Consider the following 19628-nt stretch of genomic DNA (forward strand, 5'->3'; position numbering starts at 1 on the left):
AAGCGATAACCAAGCTAAAAACTGAACCTTGACAACAGATAGTAAGGGGTTTCGTTCAGAAAAGACTTCAAATTCGGCCTTGAACGAGTAAAACTTTCTAGGAAATAAGGTTGAACATGAGATTTTTTCGACTTGTTCAAGGTGGCCGGAGGGCATTCGGACACTGAAAACGGACGGGTCGAAAGTGTCAGACTTAAGCAATTAAGCGTTTTTCGCTATCTGCGTCAACCCCGTTCAGCGACCACCCTAAAAAAGTGGCGTGGTGAGGAATCGCCGTCCGTTTTACGGCGGCGAGGATGTCAAATCCCTACGGTAGAAACAATTACCGCTCACTATTTAGAGCGTTGGCAAACTGCAAAAACCCTGTCATGGTATCCTGAGTTAAGAAACTATACTCTCGATATCGCCTGTAAATTATTTGTCGGTCTTGACCAGGGTTCTGCTACCAAATTAGGAGAAGCTTTTGATACTTGGTGTGCGGGATTATTTAGCCTTCCCCTTCCCCTTCCCTGGACAGCTTTCGGCCAAGCATTACGCTGTCGAGAAGAATTACTGCAAGCGATCGAAACTATCATTTTAGAAAGACAAAAAAATGATGACCCAGGCCAAGATGCTCTTGGTATTCTTTTACAAGCTAAGGACGAAAACGGTCAAAGTTTATCCTTAGCGGAATTAAAGGATCAAGTGCTATTATTACTCTTTGCCGGTCATGAAACTTTAACCTCTGCTATCGCCACTTTCTGCCTACAAATGGCACTGCATCCCGATATTTTTCAGCTTGTCCTTGAGGAAATAACTAATTTTGACCTATCGACTCCTTTAAGCGTCGATACCCTCAAACAGATGACCTATTTAGATCGCGTTTTAAAGGAAGTTTTACGTTTTACTCCCCCCGTGGGAGGAGGATTCCGTCGGGTAGTAGAAGACTGTCAATTTAACGGTTATCATTTGCCGAAAGGATGGGTGGTGCAGTATCAAATCACCAATACTCATAAAGATAATAATATTTATTCTCATCCTGAAACCTTCGATCCCGATCGCTTTTTAGCCGAGGAAAAACCCTACGGGTATATCCCTTTTGGTGCGGGATTACGCGAATGTATTGGCAAAGAATTCGCTCGTTTAGAGATGAAAATTTTAGCCGTCCGTTTAGTAGAAAAATACGATTGGCAATTACTCCCCAATCAAGATCTCACCCTCACCGCTATCCCCACTCCCCATCCTCGCGACGGTTTACAAGTCACCTTTAAACCCCGATAAAAAAACTTTAAAAACAGTTTAGCGTTTTGCTCAGAGCCGTGAAATTTATTTCACGGCCTTTCGCTGGAACTAAGCTGAACAGAGGTTAATCGGCAGCGGGTAAAGCTTTCGATAATTCTCCATTTTGCTGATGATTTGGTGTATCGAATTCGAGAACTAAGTAACGAATTAAACGCGCTAGGGATTTTTGTAGCAAACCTTCAGCAATTTTTTGTCCCATCTGTTGGGTTTCGGGTTTAGCGATTAGTTTAGTCATCACTGGCACCATAGCCATGGCATCGAATCCTTTCGTTTCCTGTAAAATACTAAAGACGTTGCGAAGATGCTCAAAAGTCTTAGCATCACCTAATAATTCTGGGGGAGTTTCTTGCACCGCTAAACCCACCTGTTCCCGGAAATTAACCGTGAGATTAAACCAAGTTCGACGGCCGAAGTTATCGAGAGCATTTACTAACTCATTCACTAATTTTTCGCGGATAAATATACCCCTGTCTGAAAGGAGAAAATCTAGCGCTTGATCGGTGACTTTATCGAAGTTAAAATCATTAGAATCTTTAGCATTACGCAAGAGATTTTCTAAACGATTCCAGCGAAAAGTACCGTCTTTAAACAATAAATCCCGCAGGGAATCTCGCAACTCCGTGGAAGGATCGGTGAGCAGACGTTTAGCAATATAAGGATAGGCTTTGCTAAGTACCTTAAAATTAGGATCAATGCCAATCGCTATTCCCTCTAAAGTCACCATTGAGCGAATAATCAGGGCATAATAGGCAGGAACTCGAAAGGGAAACTCATACATCATCGCCGACATTTTATCGGTGATACTTTTAAAGTTTAATTCTGCCACACTCGCCCCTAAAGCATTACCAAAAACTTCCGAAAAAGCGGGAACAATTGGCTCTAAATTGGTAGTTGGTGACAGGAAGTCTAACTTAACGTAATCCTTGGCCAAAGACTCAAAATCCCGGTTGACTAAATGCACCACCGCTTCGATTAAACCGTAGCGTTGATAGGGTTCAATATTGCTCATCATGCCGAAATCAAGATAAGCTAATTTACCGTCGGGAGTTGCTAATAAATTACCCGGATGGGGATCCGCATGGAAAAATCCGTGTTCAAGTAATTGACGCAAAGAACACTGCACCCCCACATTAACTAAGTGGGTGGCATCAATACCCTGAGCTTGAATTTCTTTGATATTAGTTAATTTTGTGCCGTCCACCCACTCCATGGTTAAAACCCGTCTCCCGGTATATTTCCAGTAGATTTTGGGGATGTAAATTTCGGCAATATGACCATAAAGTTGAGCGAATTTTTCGGCGTTTTGTCCTTCGTGCAGATAATTAATTTCTTCAAAAATACGAGCGGCTAATTCGTCGGTAATTGCCACTAAATCGGAGCGAAGTCTTTTAATATTACCTTTCACCCAAGTCGCCAAACTACGCATGATATACACATCTAAAGTTATACAGCGAATCAAATCGGGACGCTGTACTTTAACGGCGACTCTCTCTCCGGTTTTTAATTTACCTTTGTAAACTTGTCCTAGGGAAGCTGCCGCTATGGGATTGGGGGATAATTCTGCGTAAATTTCCCGGGGAGAATAACCTAATTCTTCCTCGATAAAACGATAGGCAATTTCGTTAGGAAAAGAGGGTATTTGATCCTGGAGAGTGGTTAATTCTTCTAAATATAAAGGCGGTACTAAATCAGGCCTGGTAGAGAGAGCTTGACCGATCTTAATATAGGTCGGTCCCAATTTGGTCAACATTTCCCGCAATTGTACGGCCCGTCTAATTTCATTTTTTGGCGATTTTCCCCGCAGTTTATCCCACCAGATACCGATGACAAAAGATAAAACCGGTAGGGCAATTTCGATTAATCTCCCCACAACGTCTAGAGGTCGCCCACGGTAATAGTCGTTAATCACTTGGGGATTGTAGCGCCAACTCTCGGCTACGTTGTCATCCATGGGGCCGATATCTTCCCGATGCTCTTCGGGAATATGGATGGGCTGCACTTCAACGGTAATCGCTTCTTCGGGTTGCGTCTCTGGGGAGATCATCTGTTCGGACATAGTTCGGTGACGGGGCAGGGTGATTTGTAAACTATTGTAACAAGTATCGGCTTTCTGCCCGATCTTGTTTCTGTCTCCCTAGTTCTATGCTCCGGTTCGCCGTCAACTTTCCCCTGGTTATCCGTATTTTTGACGATTTCGAGGCTGATAAGCTAAACGGCGCTTAACCTGCATGATCCAATAGCTATAACCCTTTTGGAGTCTATATCGGTGATCCGAAGTAAAAGCCGTTTAGCTTACTGCCCTGATTATCCCGAATGTGATTGTCAAAAAATAGCGCGGTAATTTGGCTGGTTTCTAGGACTTTGTTAAATAAACTAGGGTCTGCTGACCGATAACTCAATTCACCGCTAATAATCAGAAGTTAAATTAGCTAAGTTAATCATTAATATTACCTCTCAAAGTATTCTACAATAGCTCTCGCTATCGATTCTGCACCATCTTTAGGCAGTTTAACCTTTAATCGTGGCGGTTGGGGGGCTTGCCGTAAAAAGTCCCAATTACCTTGAAAAAATTCTTCACTGCTAATAATTTGATGATCACTATAATCTTGGATTCCAGCCAATAAAATCGCTGATTCGGCGAAACCTTCTCGAGTGAGGGAAACAATCGGAACCTCTAATTTTAAAGCCTCGGCAAAGGTACTATATCCCGGTTTGGAAATAATTCGATCGCACAGGGGCATAAAATCCACGGGACGATAGCTCCGATCCGGTTTATCCTGTAAGCGGACTAAATTGGGCAATTCGGGTGCGTTTTTTTCAAAAGTGATAAATTGCCAATCGGGAAAACTGGCGAGGTTATCATAGGGAATTGCTTCTAATCCTAACCCACCAAAACTCAATAAAATAGTTTTTTCTTTAGGGGCATTTAGCTTAAATTCCTGTCGCAATTGTTCTTCACTGTAGCGGGGGGTACCTCCGGTTAAACCTGCCTCGCTAACGTGAGGAAATGCTGTCATTGCTTCTGCTAAAGGCAGTTTAAATAAGCGATCGCATTGATTATAACAACGACTAATCCAATCACTAATACTGGCGAATTCTTCACCCCAATCACGATAGATAAAATCCCAGCCAAAGTTACCAATCATCCAACAAGGAAGCCCCGCACTTTTGGCAATTAGTGCCGCTAAAGGCGGTAAATCGGCCACAACTAAACCGACACGATTAGTTTTAATAAAATTAACTTCACTGGCAATAATTGCCCTTGATTGAGCAATTATTTGTTCTAATTTTTCTTTAGTAGCTAATTTATCCATCGTTAAACTATCCGATTGGATTACCCCCACATCAAACCCCCGGTGTCTTTGAATATATTCTCCTGATATGTAGGAATCTAATAACCAGCGCGGAGCAGTGGTGACTAATATCGGCAAAATTTCGGGATTAAGTTGAATAACATTAGCTACTACCGAAGCAGTGCGGACAGCATGGCCAAAACCATGATTAGTAACGGCAAAATAAACAACAGGACGAGACATAAATATCAAGTAAGGTGACAATAATAAGCGAGAAATTTTGTTTTTTAGACTGTAGATAATAATTACCCTTAATTTTAGGGAGGCAAATGAGGCAGGATATAAATACTAGCAAAAGCATAATATTCCGCTCCCAGTTGACAAGCTTCTTGCAGTAAAGATAAAGCCTCCGAGTCTCCTTGTTTTGCTAAACGTAATAATGCTAACAACTTTTTAATATATTGACTGCGATGGTTGATTAATTCTTTTCGTCCACGCAGACCATTGAGATCAAAAATATGTTCAACAATTGTACCACGTTGATCTCGACCATAAACACTGGCTAATTTTGCGATTTCATCCCAAAAAAATTCCAGATGTGTATTCGGATCGGTTACTCCGTCCGTGGGGTCTATTAATAGAGGATTTCCCGTGATATCATCTAGAGGAAAATTTGTGCCTTTGTGATTGGCATCATTACATTTATCACAAGAGAGAAGTAAATTTTTCCAAGTAAAAGTCAGATCAGGATACTGGCTTTTTGGATAAAAATGTTCGATCGCTCCATAGGTGACAACTGTAATTTTGCTTTCACAGTAAGCGCATTTCCCATTAAACATTTTAACTAATGCTTCTTTAACTTCCCGATGACCATATTTATTTTGTGCTTGGTTAATTTGAGCTTTAGTTGCCTTGTTGTTTGATTGTATTAATTCTAAAGCCTCTAGCCAACGAGCGGCATTTTTAGCTAATACGGGTGGCTCTGATATTCTCGTTACAGGAATCAAGATAAACGCTCCTCTAGTAAGGCATCAATTCGGGATTCTAAACTATCAGGTTGACTAATTTCGCTAAAGGGTTTAACTTCTTGAACAAATAATGACAGTTGTTCATATTCTTGCTTTTCTTCTGCTGCCAGATTTTTATTTTTACGATTTAGTTGGTGGTAACGCTTAATTTTATTTTCTGTATCAGTGGGATAGGTTGATTTCAAACCAAAAGCAGCACTTGTTAAAGTACGATCAACATTGGCAGCTAATTCTAAATAAGGAATTTCTACAATCTCTAATTCACCCGCTACCAGATCGATTCGTAGGGTTAAAGAATTTGTCCCTGCACCGGCAGCGATTAAAGGACTATGGGTAGCAACAAAGAATTGAAGCTTGGGAAAAACTTTCTGTAACCATCCAGCAATTTCCCTTTGCCAAGAGGGATGTAAATGAATATCTAACTCATCGATTAAGACAACTCCAGAAGCTTCTGTGGGGTTATCTAGATCGGGGAAGGATTGTAATAATCGCCAAATTAAATCCCCGGCTAAAGCAATCATACTCCGAAAACCATCAGATAAACTAATGGTTGGAACTTTTTGACCGTTAACTAGAAACTGAATCAAGCCATCGGCAGTTACTTCAGCAATTTCTACATTACCGGGTAACAGTTTAGTAATTGCTTCTTCGCCGATTTTTTTCATTTGTTTGGCTTGACTATCTTCAGGATTTTTGGCTATTCGATAATCTAAATACACCATCCATCTCTCAAAAGAACTTAAAGATGTATCCTCATGAAATTGGCTGAAAAAGTTGCTAGAGCGTTTCGGGGGTTCAAGACTAGGAATGATCACTTGACTCACTCTTGTCAAACGACGGAAAGCTCCATAACCGACGGCAAACCAACCCTTATTATCGGAGGCAAAAGCATTGGCGCGCAACCAACTTAAAACTTTGCTATTTGCTTCGATTAATGCTGGCTCTGTATAAGTTTGTTTGTCCTTACTTTCTCCCACCTCTAACCTTTCCGTGCCTGTAACAAAATAGGAATAAGAAAAACTTTGTCGATTGCCAAATTTTCCCGTATCCCCCTCTTCTTGATGAAGCACTGCGGTTAATTTACCCGGTGTTTTAGGATTACATATCCAACCAGTCGGACGTGGTAATAATTCTTTGGCTGCTTCTGGTCCCGCGAGCAGCAAAGCTAAAGCCTGTAGAATCGTGCTTTTTCCTACTCCATTTTCTCCCAATAAAGTGATCCAATGGTAAGGTTTAGCTCGCCAACGACGTTGATTATTAGGATTACTAATAAATTTAATCTCTTGATTCTGGAAGCATTTAATGTTTTCGAGTTTTATACTTTCAACCCACATCGACATTCCCCCAGAGAATAACAGCGATCGATAAAATTCTAGCTTATCTGGCCACATCTAGCCCTTTTTGGCCTTCATCTCTAAATCAAGTAAAAAACCCTCTCTTCGCAGAGAGGGTGAATTAGATTTAGGAATTTTCCTCTAATCCAAAGACGCGATTAAAAGCTTTCAAGACTTTATAACCAGAATCGATCGATTCTAGGGGATCTTTCCGCAAACGGTGACGTAAACAGAGAACAATTACCCGACGGATATCATCTACCGTCACAGTTGTCCGTCCTTCCAAAGCGGCCAGAGCTTTAGCGGCGCGATTGGTAACGATATCGCCGCGCAATCCATCCACGTCCAACTCGGAACAAACCTCGGAAATTTTCACCCGCAGATCATAATCAAGCTCCACAGAAGGCAAAAGATTTTGGGCCTCCACTAGCTTTCTTTGTAGTTCTTCCTGTTCTAAGTTGTATTTCTCTAAAAACGAGATCGGATTGCCATCAAATTCCGCACGCTGTTCCACGATTTTGACCCGTAGAGGTGGTTCTTTGACGGTGTGAATCTCGGCGTGCATTCCGAAGCGATCGAGCAGTTGTGGGCGCAATTCTCCCTCTTCTGGATTGCCCGATCCCACCAAAACAAACCGGGCCGGGTGACGGATGGAAATTCCTTCCCGTTCCACCGTATTCCAACCACTAGCGGCCGAATCCAATAGCACATCGACGAGGTGATCGTCAAGTAAATTGACTTCATCCACATAGAGAATGCCGCGGTTAGCTTTGGCCAGCAAACCCGGTTCAAAAGCTTTTACCCCTTCTGACAGGGCCTTTTCGATGTCAATTGTGCCACAGACCCGATCCTCCGTCGCACCGAGGGGCAAATCTACCATAGTGACTTTTTTCTTGGCAATGGCCAACGGGATGGCCTCGTCCACCCTTTGCCGCACCTCATCGCTCATTAAATCGGGATCATTGGGGTCAGAATTAAAGGGATCGTTAGCAACTACGTCAATTTCCGGTAAAAGGTCAGCTAAAGCCCTAATTGTGGTCGATTTTCCCGTACCTCGATCCCCCATAATCATCACCCCGCCAATTTTGGGGTCGATGACGTTGAGCATTAGGGATAATTTCATTTCTTCCTGGCCGACAATAGCGGTGAAGGGAAAAACCACGCGGCGAGTTTTCGGAGGAGCTTGGGGAGTCACGGTCATAAGTTGATTCAAAAGTCAATAGTTTTTGAGTAAAGAATTATATCTAGTGGGGGTTCTAGCCGTCAGCTTTCAGCAAAGCTTTATCATTGTAAGTCTTTTTCCCTGCTTTTTAGTATCCAGCGCCAGAGGGGATGACCCGGCCCTTTGGCCCGAATTTTCCGCACCTGTTGCTCTAAGCGCAGTTTTTCTCTGGGGGAAAGTCCTAAAATAATATTGCGACTTTGCCAGACTAACACTGCTCCTGTAATGGCAACACAAAAGGCTAGACCGATAGAAGCCCAGTAATTGAAAGCTAAAGCATATCTCACGGCTGTCCAAGTAAAATATTGCCGCATTAAAGCTATATCATCCCATAAAACCCATAAACTCGCCGAACCAATCACTAACCAACAACCCAACACGAATAACCAACGACCCCATACCGTCAGTCGATGTAATCTTTGGACTTGTTGCTGTAGTTCAGAATCGGCCATTTCAGTAATCAGTGAGCAGTAATCAGTAAACAGTGAGCAGTAATCAGTAATCAGTAAACAGTAAACAGTGAGCAGTAAACGGTAAACAGTAAACTGATAACTGATCACTGATCAGTTATCACTGATCACTGACAGCAAAAATAAATTCGGAACGATTTGGCGCCATTTCAGAGATCACTCCAAATGTTAAGAATTGTACAACCCTCTTGTCATAAGGATTTTTATGTCATGAAACCTTAAATTTGGAATTGCTGGATCACTGAATTATCCCTTGACAATTGCCCCAAAATCTGCTAGGACTCGCGCGTGATTTCGCAGTAAACCCAACAGATTTAAACGATTGCGACGGACAGATTCTTTTTCTGCCATGACTAACACACTATTTTCGCCATCAAAAAAGTCAGCCACCAGGGGAGAAATTGCTGTTAAAGCAGTGACAAGACGCTGATAATCTCTTTGCTCTCTTGCGCTGATAGTTTCGGGAATTAGGGCAATTAAAGCGTCATAAAATGCTGGTTCGGAGGATTGTTCAAATAACTCCGTATCGATGATTGCCTTGGTTTCTAGGGTAGTTGTATCTAAATCTCCTTTTTGTGCCAAACGGGTCGAGCGATTGACGGTTTCATAGATGTTGGCTAACTGACCATCCTGACGAATTTGGGATAAAAAGCGAGCGCGTTCACGGGTATCTAATAAATTTTCTAAAGCGCGAGACTTATACTCTGGATCGTTTTCCCCTAAAACTGCATTAACGAGATCGTAATCTATCCTCAAATCATCAATTAAGAGAGTTTGCAGACGTTGTAAAAAGAAATCTTTAATCAGATTGACTGGGTTGGGTTTATCGGGATGACTGGTGACAAAATCCTGAGCTATTTGCTCAATTAATGCCAAAAGATTGATATTAAAATCGGCTGACCAGATAATACTAATTATTGCATTGGCAGCCCGACGGAGAGCGAAGGGATCAGAGGAACCAGTGGGCAGCATTCCCAGTCCAAAAATACCGACTAAAGTATCTAAGCGATCGGCAATTCCCACCACTTGACCGGTGATTGTTTCCGGGAGTATATCCCCAGCATTGCGAGGCAGATAATGTTCAAAAATGCCCCGAGCAACTACAGCTGATTCACCGCTAATTAAAGCATATTTTTCGGCCATTACTCCCTGTAATTCGGGGAATTCGTAAACCATTTGGGTAACTAAATCCGCTTTACAAAGCATGGCAGTGGACTCTATATCACTGCGACTTTGTTCATCGAGATTTAACTGTTCGACGATCATCTGGGCAATTTCCATAATCCGATCGACTTTATCGCGCATGGTTCCCAATTCTTCTTGGAAAGTGACGGTTTCCAGTTGGGGAAGGAAACTATCTAAGGGTTCATCACAATCGGCAGTATAGAAAAATCTGGCATCCGCTAACCGCGCGCGTATAACCCTTTCATTTCCTGCGGAGATAATCTCAGATTTCTGGGGATCGCCATTGGAAATAGTAATAAAATAGGGGGACAAACCCTGGGGAGTTTTGACCGGGAAATAACGCTGATGTGTCACCATCACGGTAATAATTACTTCTGAGGGTAATTCCAGAAATTCATCGTCAAATTTGCCGACAATTGCCGTGGGATATTCGACTAAGTTAGTCACTTCTGCTAATAAATCTGCGGGAATTTCTGCCACTCCCTTGAGTTTTTTGGCCAGGGTGGTAATCTGAGCGGTAATTATCTGTTGACGCACTTGCGGATCCGCTTCCACAAAAATCGAGCGCAAACTGGTTAAATATGCTTGGGGATGACTAATGGCTAAGGATTGCGGGTGTAGAATGCGATGACCAAAAGTTAATCGATCGCTGGTTAAAGTGGTAGAGCCATTAATTAATTCTAGGGGTAAAACTTCCCCATCAACTAAAGTTAATAACCAACGAATTGGCCGGGGAAATCTTAAGTCTCCATCTCCCCAACGCATAAAACGTCTTCCTTCCAAACGGGTAATCCATTGGGGAATTAATTCAGTTAAAATCTCGGCTGTTTGACGACCTGGAATCGTTTTTTCAATATAGACAAATTCTCCTTTGTCTGTGGCGCGAATGGAGAAAGCAGCGGTGCTAACTCCCTGTTTTCGAGCAAAACCCTCACCAGCGGGGGTAATTTTGCCATTTTTGTAGGCGGCACTAACTGGCGGTCCTTTTATCTCCTCGCTGCGAGCTTCTTGATCCGTCGGTAATCCTGTGATTAACACGGCCAAACGGCGCGGGGTTGCGTAAACTTGAATAGCAGTCGCATCTAGAGATTCCGTCTCTAAACTCTTGCTAACTCTTTCCTGCAATTGTGCGATTGCGCTATCGACAAAATCTGCGGGTAGTTCTTCTGTACCGACTTCCAGTAAAAAATCCATCTGATTGATTGGCCGTGTTTATGCTTCACCGATCATCTAGGCTATCACAGAAGCCGTGTCCTTAGTTTTTGATCAGCTGTACTGCATTTAAACTGCATATTGGAAATTTTAGTACAAATGCTCAAACTTCCCTGACCTAGCTCTGGCGCTGCCCACTCTCCTATCCCTTTTAAACAGTATGTTAGTATAACTATATGGCGATACAATTGCATTAGCTTGGCTAAAGGGACAAAGTTGCTATCATATTTTATCTGTTATGTCAATAAAGTTATGAAACGATTTCTATTATTATTTTGTGTTCTCGTGAGTTTTTTGCTGTTTATCAGCTTTGAGATTGATTTTTCCTTGTCTGCACTAGCTCTAACTCGACAACAGCTAGAAGGGCCGGGGCAGCTGTTGTATCAATCCCGTCATAGTTTGCGCGATGATACAGGTAGTACTTGGCAGGTGGTGTTGTTCAAACGAATTAAGGATGGGGAAACCCTAGAAATTAGTTTGCGCTTGGTGGGATTTCCTGAAGGGATTGAGTTTCTCCATGGAGAAAGATTGACGATAACGACAGCTAAAGGCGAAATTTTAGCGGCTAAGGATGCTTTTGCCGAAAAATCACCAGCAGCTAACGTCGGTCAATACGAGATGCAGGATATCTTACCGCAGCTACCCGTTACTGAAGCGATCGAACTTTCCCTACCCCTAGAGGCTCCCCGTCATCTTAACATCCCGATTCCTGTACTTTTAGAATGGCAAAGTCTGCTTTTTTCGGCAAATGTTCGACTTTTTGGGTTAGGGTGAAAGATGCAGCAAATTGGAATCAGCGACGATGGGAAAGATTAATTTATTAGTCAGTGCCACCTCTGAGGATTGGATAGAACAGGCAATTAATAATTTAGGGATTATTCTGCTCGATCATTCCCATTGTGAGCGAAAAGCGGCAGGAGTGGCCTTAAATCTCATGTTTCGTTATCCTTCCTACGCTTCCCTCGTGCGGAAATTAACAGCGATCGCGCAAGAGGAATTAGAACATTTTGAACAGGTAAATCAATGGTTAGATAAATGGGGAATTCCCCTTGCTCCCTTGAATTCTCCCCCTTATGGTGCTAAATTAAAGGCGCAGATTCGTCACCAAGAACCCGATCGCCTTTTGGATTCTCTGTTAATATCAGCTTTAATCGAGGCGCGTTCCCACGAAAGATTGGGTTTATTGGGAGAATATTGTCCTGATCCCGATTTAGGCAAATTTTATCGCAGTCTCATGGCTTCCGAAGCGCGTCATTATGGTATTTATTGGCTATTAGCAGCGGATTATTTTGAACGGACAGTGATCGAGCAACGCTTAGAAACCCTAGCGGCGATCGAAAGTGAGATTTTAGCCAATCTGCACCCGGAACCTCGTATTCATAGTTGATTGCACTAATAGGGACAAACCCTATCTAAATTACTCGTTCAACTCAATTTCTCTCTTAGAAAAGGGTAAATCTTGATTAATTGCCTCAATTTCTTCCTGTTCCATTTGATTGATTTCCTGGATATAATTGCGGAGAATTTGAGTCATTTTGCCATGATAAAAACGGTGTAAACTGTGATTAGCAGTAGCGGGAAAACCCCGTCTTTTTTTATGTTGTCCTCCCGCACCGGGGTCAAACATGGTAATACCTTGACTAATTGCCCAATCGATCGGTTCATAGTAACAAGCTTCAAAATGTAAACAGTCGTACTCTTGAAAACTGCCCCAGTAACGACCATAAAGATTAGTATCTTTGCGAATACAAAAAGATAAACCCACCGGTTTAGTATCCTTTTCATTTTGGTAGGCAGTAATCAAAACCACTCGCTGACGATAATTCGGATATAATTGTTCAAAAAATTTCTGTGTCAGGTATTTACTTCCCCAGTAAAATTTATCACAGGTACTGCTATAAAACCGATAAATTAACGGGAATAAATGATGGGGAATTTCTTCAGCAGCCAGAGTTTTAATAATTAACCCCGCATTAGTCACTGCTTTCCGTTCCCGTTTAATATTGCGGCGTTGATTAGCATTAAAAACTGTCAGATAATCTTCAAAACTTTGAAAACCTTTGTTATTCCAAATATAACTATGATGTAACCAGGGAGTAAAGCCAAAATTTTCCATTAAAATTCGCCATTGGGGATCGACAAAAAGAAAATGACAACCCGACAGATGATTTTGGTCACAAAAATGATCGATCGCCGCTATCATTAAAGCAGTAATCTCCAGTTCATTTTCCCCCGGAGCAATTAAAAAACGATAACCCACCGCAGGAGTAAAAGGAGTCATTCCTAACAGTTTCGGATAGTATCTAATCCCCAAACGAAGGGAAAGATCGGCCCATTGATGGTCAAAGACAAATTCACCGTAACTATGACTTTTAATATACAAAGGAGCGGCGGCAATTAACTCAGTACCGCGCCAAACTGTTAGATGAGCAGGTTGCCACCCCGCGCGTCCCGTGGCGCTGCCGGAAGTTTCGATATTATGTAACCATTCCCACTCTAGAAAGGGAGTAGTTAGGGGTTGAGCGAGAGCATCCCATTTTTGTTGGGGAATCTCACTCATTTTATCAATCCAAACGACAGAATATTGGGGTTTAAGCTGTTCTACCATGGGACAAGATAAGTCAACCTTTTTATTTAAGGTAATCTAGTTTTGAGATTTATGGGACTGCCGTTCAAGGGAATAATGTAAAAAAATTTCTTCTTCCAAGGTTTCCACGCTCAAAAGTCGTAATTTTCTGGCAGAATCAGCCATAAATCCGGTTCCTCCCAGGGGAGTTGCCGCTTTATTGCCTCCTAACAGCAACGGACAAATAGTTAGATGGATTTCATCGATTAAATCTTCAGCTAAAAGAGAGGCAATTAATTCACCTCCTCCCAGAATCGCCAGCTTTTTAAGACCTAAAACCGTAAATTGACTAAAAATAGCCTTCCAATCACCGCAGACTAAGACAAGCTCAAATAAACCCCGATTTTCCCATGCCGCCACTTTTTCCGCTGCCGTGATTAACCAGCGAGGGAAAGGCTGCTGAAAAAATTTCATCCGGCGGTCAAGCTGACCTGAATGAGAACAAACGATCTGTATCGGCTGCGGAGATAATCCCCGTTGTTGACGGTATGCGAGAAAATCGGGATGACGAATAGGAAGACTGGTGTGATAAGCGCGCAGGGTGTTAGCACCGAATAAAGCGGCATCCATGCGCGATAAATGTTGTTCTAGACGCATTTTATCGGTAGCCGAAGCAAATCTGGCCGCTGACTGGTATGCGTCGGCAATTTTACCATCGGCACTCATGGCTAAAATAACGGTGGTGTGAGGACGATTCATGGCAAATGATGAGGGATATCACCCGGTCTGATTGGTGAATAGGCTAGTATAGTCTGGAGTTTGATAGCAAGAATCAAACCGATTTCTGCCCATGTCTATCGGTCAATCCTCCTTTCGTCGTATTCTGCTCTCTCGCTTACTCCTAGTCAGTGTACCTGTACTACTAATGGGAGTTTATATTACCTATCGTAAGGCGCGATCGGCTTTTTTGGAAACGGCCCGTCAAAATCTCACCGAAAGTGCCATCAGAAAAGCAGACAATATTGAGCAATCAATTCAATTTTTGCAGGCTAATCTTATCACTGCGGGGGAAAGTCTGGTTTTAAAACAGGGAACCTTAGCCGAAAAAGAAGCTTTTTTACAACAATTCACGGCACGGCTTCCTAATCAGATTAACTGTGTGGAATTAATTGATATTAAGACCAAGAAACCTTTATTAAATCGAGCCTGTGAACCAGAAATTATCAAAGTTTTGCCCCTGGAAAGATGGACAGAAAAACGGACTAGCTCTGCTGGGAATATCGAGAATGTTTTAGTGAGAAGTTTCCCTCGACAACTTTTAACAAAATCTCCCAATAATAATCGTCAATTAGAATTAGTTTTTGCCGTTCCCATCTACGATAATCAAGGACAATTACAATCTAGTCTGATTCTGCAAACTTCTCTACTTTACCGTGAGAAGGTTTTACCCGGTTCTTTATCGGGTTATCCCGTGGTTATTTCTGAAAATGGCATTATTCTCGCTCATCCCTATTTTGATCGCATTGGTAGCCATATCAGTCAAGAAGCTGATGCTGAACGCCTCAATCTAATCATCATTAATGCTGTTAGAGGTCAACAGAGATTTCTCCATTTATTTTCTTTCGAGAAATATGGCAAAGAATTAGTCGCAGGTTATAGTTCCCTCCCCAGTCCAGTTACGGGAGAATCATCCCCAAAATGGATAGTTTTAGCCATTAGTCCCCTCTCCCAAGCTCTGGCTCCTCTACAACAAATTTGGGAGGCAATTTTTTATCTGATTTCTGGTTTATTATTAGCTTATTTAGTAGCTATTGTACTGATTGCCAGGGATTTAGCTAGACCTTTAGAAAAACTGCGAGATTATGCCTTAAATGTTCAGAAAATTCCTTCACAAAATATTACAGCACAGAACTTTAATATTCGAGAAATTAATCAGTTAGCCTCGGCCTTAGAGGAAATGCTCGAACGTTTACGCCTTTGGGGAGAGGAAATAGTTAAGAGTTGGCAAGAAGCGGAAAATGCTAATCAATTAAAAAACCAATTTTTGGCGAATACTTCCCACGAATTACGCACCCCTCTCAATGGTATTATTGGCTCAATTCGTTGCGTTATGGATGGATTTTGTAATAGTGAGCAGGAGGAAAAAGAATATCTGCAACAAGCGGATAATGCAGCTGTACATCTTTTGGAAATTATTGATGATATTCTCAGTATTGCTAAAATAGAAGCGGGCAAACTTTCTGTTAATCCTGAACCAGTAGATTTACACCAAATTATCAATGAAGTTATTAATTTACAAACAGCATCGCTGCAACGTAAGTGCTTAAAATTAAATTTACTTTTCTGTCCAGAAATTCCTATAGTCTATGCTGATACCACCAAATTAAAACAGGTAATTTTGAATGTTATTTCTAACTCAATTAAATTTACTGATACAGGCACAATTTCTTTGATAACTCACCTAGAACATCCACAGGCTATTATTACTATAATCGATACAGGAATCGGTATAGACCCCCAGCAACAATCAAAATTATTCCGTCCTTTTGTGATGATTGATGGTTCCACAACCAGAAAATTTAGCGGTACGGGTTTGGGATTAGCTATTTCTAAGAATTTGATGAAAATGATGGAGGGAGATATTACTATCTCTAGTCAAGGTCAAGGTTTAGGAACAACTGTGGAAATTATTCTTCCTCTAGTGGGGGAAAGAAAGCTTGATTCTACCCCAGAGGAAAACTCATCTTTGCCGATTCTTCCCTTGTCTTAAAAGCTAAAATATCTCTATTTAATTTCTGTAATTTATGAGGAATTTAGTTTATAATTCCTCTAAACTTTCTACAGGCAAATTAACCACCTGATAAGCACCAAAAACCTCGATCGCATCGGTATAATTGGTTAATTCTTCTAAAGTTGCCGCGATTAAATGCTGTTGATCTGGATTAATTTCTAGATCAATAAAAAATATGTATTCCCCTAAAGATATTTTAGTTGGTCGCGATTCGATCCGAGATAAATTAAGCTGACGTTTGGCAAAAACTTCTAAAGGTTTGACTAAAGCGCCGGGTTGATCTAAAACCTGAAAAGCGAGGGACATCCGCTCACCTTGGCGATGGGAAGTTAAAGCCATTACCCAAAAACGGGTACAATTATCGGGATAATCATTAATTGGTTGTATTAGTATTGGTACATTATAGAGTTTTGCCGCCCGGGGAGAAGCAATAGCGGCCGAATTAGCCTCTCGATCGAGAATTTGAATCGCTTCTGTGGTAGAATTGGTGGGAATAATTGGCACGGTAGGTAAATTATTTTCTAGCCATTTTTGACATTGGGCTAAAGCTTGGGGATGGGAATAAACGGTTTTAATTTCTGTTAGCGATTGTCTAGGAGATAGAAGTGCATGGGAAATCGGTAAAACTAATTCTTGTTGAATCTGTAACCCTGGTAATTGCCATAAAGCATCAAGAGTCATTACCACACTTCCTTCGGTGGAATTTTCCACCGGGACGACTGCTAAATCGGCCTGATTTTGGACAACCGCTCGCAGGGACAAGGCAATGCTAGGATAGGGTATTAATTGACGAGGCTGGGGTGGTAAACTATTAGCATAGGCTAAAGCGGCTGTTTCTGAATAGGTTCCCACTGGCCCCAGATAAGCGATCTTTACAGTCATTTAGATTATCCCCGCGAGCAATTTTTTCTAGCTATTACAGCCTTTTTCATAAATATCAAGTATAACCTAATTTGGTATTGACTCCTATCTCCTATCTGCTGGATTCTGCTATAATCATGTCAAGTCAGCTTCACTTTGTTTGATGGTCAATTGACTGATTTTTTGGCGAGTTTCCTCGATGGTTAACCCTTGGGCTAAATCCCCCAATTCTTTGAGAAGATCATTAGTTAAGGAGAGAGATATTTGGCTATCCTGACCCGATAAATAGACAACTTTGGCTAATTCGGCCAGTTTAACTTTTTTGCTGGTGCGATTTTGGTAACTGACCGAAAACCCGTTAATCTCCGCAGCCTTTTGCTGGATAATTGCCGACTTTAAACGTTCCTTGAGATGTTCCATCTCTGTATCTAAAATCCTCCATTGCTGGTAAATTTCCCAATAACGATTAGTTAATCTTTCCAGATTCTCACCCGCGGGATCGGGAGTAATTAAATGGGAAAGCTGCAAAAGACGATGATGGATTTGGGCCGTATATACGGGGTCTTTTTGTGCATATTCTAGCTGGGCCGCGGTTAAAGGTCTTTTGCCCCAATTCCCCCCCTGTTCACTTTTATCAATAGCGGGAAAATGACAAAGACATTCAGCCACGGTTTTTAGTTGATAATTGGGTAAAGGAGCAATATAGTAGGGAACCTTTTTAGCTAACTCTAGGGTACAGGTAATTTTTTTAACTTTGCTTTTACCGCCCAAAAATTTACAATCATAACTAGCATTGTGAAAAACCTTTTCTATCCGGTCAACCAGCATGATTTTAGTGATAAAATAGTTAGTAAGATCGGGTCGATCAAGAACATCCAAAATTGTCACCCGCTCACCCGTTAAGTCCGTGGAATCAGCAAGAATTTGAATCAGAGACAAACGGGGAGTCTTGCTATCGTAATCGGCTACTTCCGTATCTAACCAAAGAATGGGAAAATGGCCAAAGTGATCGATCGCATTCCTAATAGCGTCGGATTCCGTTAAATAAGGCATGGTTGCAGAGGCTGAAAAATGTATCAAAAAATCTTGATAGCAGTAGATTTGTCGGAGATGGGGGAGAGTGTCTTTAAGGAGGCTGTATCCTTAGCCAGTAAGTACGAAGCTAACCTCCTACTACTGCACGTCCTTTCCCCTGAAGAAGATTATAGCCCTTTACCGATTCCACCCAATTTAGCCGATATTTACCCCGCCCAGGGCAATGATCTCACTCTCGATTTTTGGCGGCAACAATGGGAAGAATTCGAGCAGAAAGGGGTGGCCATGTTGCAAAAAAGAGCTAATCAGGCGGGAGAAATGGGTGTAAAGGGAGAATACCGGCAAATTTACGGTCATGCCGCCAAAACTATCTGTAAAGTGGCGCGAGAGGAAAATATTGATTTAATTGTCATCGGTCGGCGTGGGCGATCGGGTCTAGGAGAGTTATTCTTAGGTAGTGTGAGTAATTATGTTCTCCATCATGCCCCCTGTTCCGTCTTAATTGTTCAACATCGTCAGGGCTAAAAATTCCTGTTAGCTATTCCCCCCTAAAATCCCCAAACGATTAAAAGGAAAAAAGCGAAAAACCGCCCTACCAATCACGTTATTTTCCGGTAAAAACCCCCAGATATGGGAGTCATTGCTATTATTGCGATTATCTCCCATGACAAATAAATTATTCTCTGGCACGAGCAAAGGTATTAAATTATATTGAGGGGATTCTAGAATATAATCCTCTGACAAGGGTTGATTATTCAGGTAAATTTTGCCCTCCTTGACAGCAATCACATCCCCTGCTGTGGCAATCACTCTTTTAATAAAAGCTTGGTCCTTTTGGTATCCCTGTAATTGTAATTGTGCCGGCGGTTCAAAGACGACGATATCCCCCCGTCGAGGGGGATGGAAATCATAGGAAAGTTTTTCCACCACTAAGCGATCGCCCTGTGCTAAGGTGGGTAACATAGAATCAGAGGGGATAAAACGAGGTTCAGCGACAAAAGTGCGAATCAGTAGGGCTAAAATTAAAGCTATAGTGATAATTTGCAGATTTTCTCGAATAGAAGCCCAAAAACTCTTGGATTTGTCCTTATTAATTTCTTGCTCTTGCATTATTGCCCAGATGATGGTTGGTTTGACATACTCCCACCGTCAAGCTACGCTGTGATGGGGGATTCTTTCCACATCGCTGTTAGAAATTCCTTGTTCAACGAGACAGCTTAGATTCTCAATGTCTCCATTAAGAATCCAGAGGCCGGACTCTCCCAAGGCGTTTGAGTCGGTTTCTGTTTGCCCAACAGTACCGTTGAGATGATTTCCCGAATATTTCAACCCTTTTTTAAGAATATTGAT

At 41.8% G+C, this 19628-nt stretch carries 16 protein-coding genes and 2 pseudogenes; 5 read left to right on the plus strand and 13 right to left on the minus strand.

Annotation, left to right across the window (positions count from 1 at the left end):
* Positions 1-303 precede the first annotated feature (303 nt).
* Positions 304-1260 (plus strand): annotated as a pseudogene (locus IM322_RS01910) (cytochrome P450); the annotation flags it as partial.
* Between the two features lie 85 nt (positions 1261-1345).
* Here IM322_RS01910 and IM322_RS01915 read toward each other — a convergent pair.
* The 7 genes from IM322_RS01915 to glyS all read right to left on the minus strand — a co-directional run bounded on the left by IM322_RS01915 (position 1346) and on the right by glyS (position 11007).
* Entirely contained in the window at positions 1346-3337 is a 1992-nt protein-coding gene (locus IM322_RS01915) for an ABC1 kinase family protein (RefSeq protein WP_287675904.1), read from the minus strand.
* Between the two features lie 391 nt (positions 3338-3728).
* Positions 3729-4817 carry a glycosyltransferase family protein gene (locus tag IM322_RS01920; protein WP_287675906.1) on the minus strand — a complete coding sequence of 363 codons (1089 nt, stop codon included), beginning with the start codon at positions 4815-4817 and terminating at the stop codon, positions 3729-3731.
* A 74-nt stretch (positions 4818-4891) separates the two neighbouring features.
* Positions 4892-5581 carry a retron system putative HNH endonuclease gene (locus IM322_RS01925; RefSeq protein WP_287675907.1) on the minus strand — a complete coding sequence of 230 codons (690 nt, stop codon included), beginning with the start codon at positions 5579-5581 and terminating at the stop codon, positions 4892-4894.
* Positions 5578-6993: an AAA family ATPase gene (locus IM322_RS01930; protein WP_287675908.1), complete on the minus strand. Its 1416-nt coding sequence runs from the start codon at positions 6991-6993 to the stop codon at positions 5578-5580. Before IM322_RS01930 ends, IM322_RS01925 begins: the two co-directional genes overlap by 4 nt.
* 70 nt (positions 6994-7063) lie before the next feature.
* On the minus strand, positions 7064-8137 hold the full coding sequence (gene bchI, locus IM322_RS01935) for a magnesium chelatase ATPase subunit I (RefSeq protein WP_287675921.1): 1074 nt from the start codon (positions 8135-8137) through the stop codon (positions 7064-7066).
* Between the two features lie 83 nt (positions 8138-8220).
* A complete protein-coding gene (locus IM322_RS01940) occupies positions 8221-8610 on the minus strand; it encodes a hypothetical protein (RefSeq protein WP_287675909.1) in 390 nt (129 codons plus the stop codon).
* 264 nt (positions 8611-8874) lie between these two features.
* A complete protein-coding gene (gene glyS, locus IM322_RS01945) occupies positions 8875-11007 on the minus strand; it encodes a glycine--tRNA ligase subunit beta (protein WP_287675911.1) in 2133 nt (710 codons plus the stop codon).
* A gap of 270 nt (positions 11008-11277) precedes the next feature.
* On the opposite strand from glyS, the gene IM322_RS01950 reads away from it, so the two are divergent.
* Together IM322_RS01950 and IM322_RS01955 are read left to right on the plus strand one after the other, a co-directional pair.
* A complete protein-coding gene (locus IM322_RS01950; protein ID WP_287079060.1) occupies positions 11278-11799 on the plus strand; it encodes a DUF3122 domain-containing protein in 522 nt (173 codons plus the stop codon).
* 28 nt (positions 11800-11827) lie between these two features.
* Positions 11828-12412 (plus strand): MiaE family protein, encoded by a 585-nt coding sequence (locus IM322_RS01955; RefSeq protein WP_287675913.1) that lies wholly within the window; start codon positions 11828-11830, stop codon positions 12410-12412.
* A gap of 30 nt (positions 12413-12442) precedes the next feature.
* Here the strand turns inward: IM322_RS01955 and IM322_RS01960 are convergent, their stop codons facing one another.
* Positions 12443-13633 carry a GNAT family N-acetyltransferase gene (locus tag IM322_RS01960; RefSeq protein WP_287675914.1) on the minus strand — a complete coding sequence of 397 codons (1191 nt, stop codon included), beginning with the start codon at positions 13631-13633 and terminating at the stop codon, positions 12443-12445.
* Positions 13634-13669: 36 nt separating this feature from the next.
* On the minus strand, positions 13670-14350 hold the full coding sequence (locus tag IM322_RS01965; protein ID WP_287675916.1) for a RibD family protein: 681 nt from the start codon (positions 14348-14350) through the stop codon (positions 13670-13672).
* 91 nt (positions 14351-14441) lie between these two features.
* Here IM322_RS01965 and IM322_RS01970 point away from each other — a divergent pair, with 91 nt between their 5' ends.
* Positions 14442-16361, plus strand: coding sequence for a sensor histidine kinase (locus IM322_RS01970; protein ID WP_287675918.1), 1920 nt, complete (start codon positions 14442-14444; stop codon positions 16359-16361).
* 48 nt (positions 16362-16409) lie between these two features.
* Here IM322_RS01970 and pheA read toward each other — a convergent pair whose 3' ends face one another.
* On the minus strand, positions 16410-17264 hold the full coding sequence (gene pheA, locus IM322_RS01975) for a prephenate dehydratase (protein WP_287675919.1): 855 nt from the start codon (positions 17262-17264) through the stop codon (positions 16410-16412).
* Between the two features lie 114 nt (positions 17265-17378).
* Positions 17379-18296: a ribonuclease D gene (locus IM322_RS01980; protein WP_287675920.1), complete on the minus strand. Its 918-nt coding sequence runs from the start codon at positions 18294-18296 to the stop codon at positions 17379-17381.
* 18 nt (positions 18297-18314) lie between these two features.
* Between IM322_RS01980 and IM322_RS01985 the strand changes: the two genes are divergently transcribed.
* A complete protein-coding gene (locus IM322_RS01985; RefSeq protein ID WP_149987986.1) occupies positions 18315-18803 on the plus strand; it encodes a universal stress protein in 489 nt (162 codons plus the stop codon).
* A 9-nt stretch (positions 18804-18812) separates the two neighbouring features.
* Here the strand turns inward: IM322_RS01985 and lepB are convergent, their stop codons facing one another.
* Entirely contained in the window at positions 18813-19388 is a 576-nt protein-coding gene (gene lepB / locus IM322_RS01990) for a signal peptidase I (protein ID WP_287079052.1), read from the minus strand.
* A 39-nt stretch (positions 19389-19427) separates the two neighbouring features.
* Positions 19428-19628: pseudogene (locus tag IM322_RS01995) on the minus strand (RNA-guided endonuclease TnpB family protein); the annotation flags it as partial.

The sequence above is a fragment of the Microcystis sp. M109S1 genome (genome assembly GCF_020247025.1).
Lineage (GTDB): Bacteria > Cyanobacteriota > Cyanobacteriia > Cyanobacteriales > Microcystaceae > Microcystis.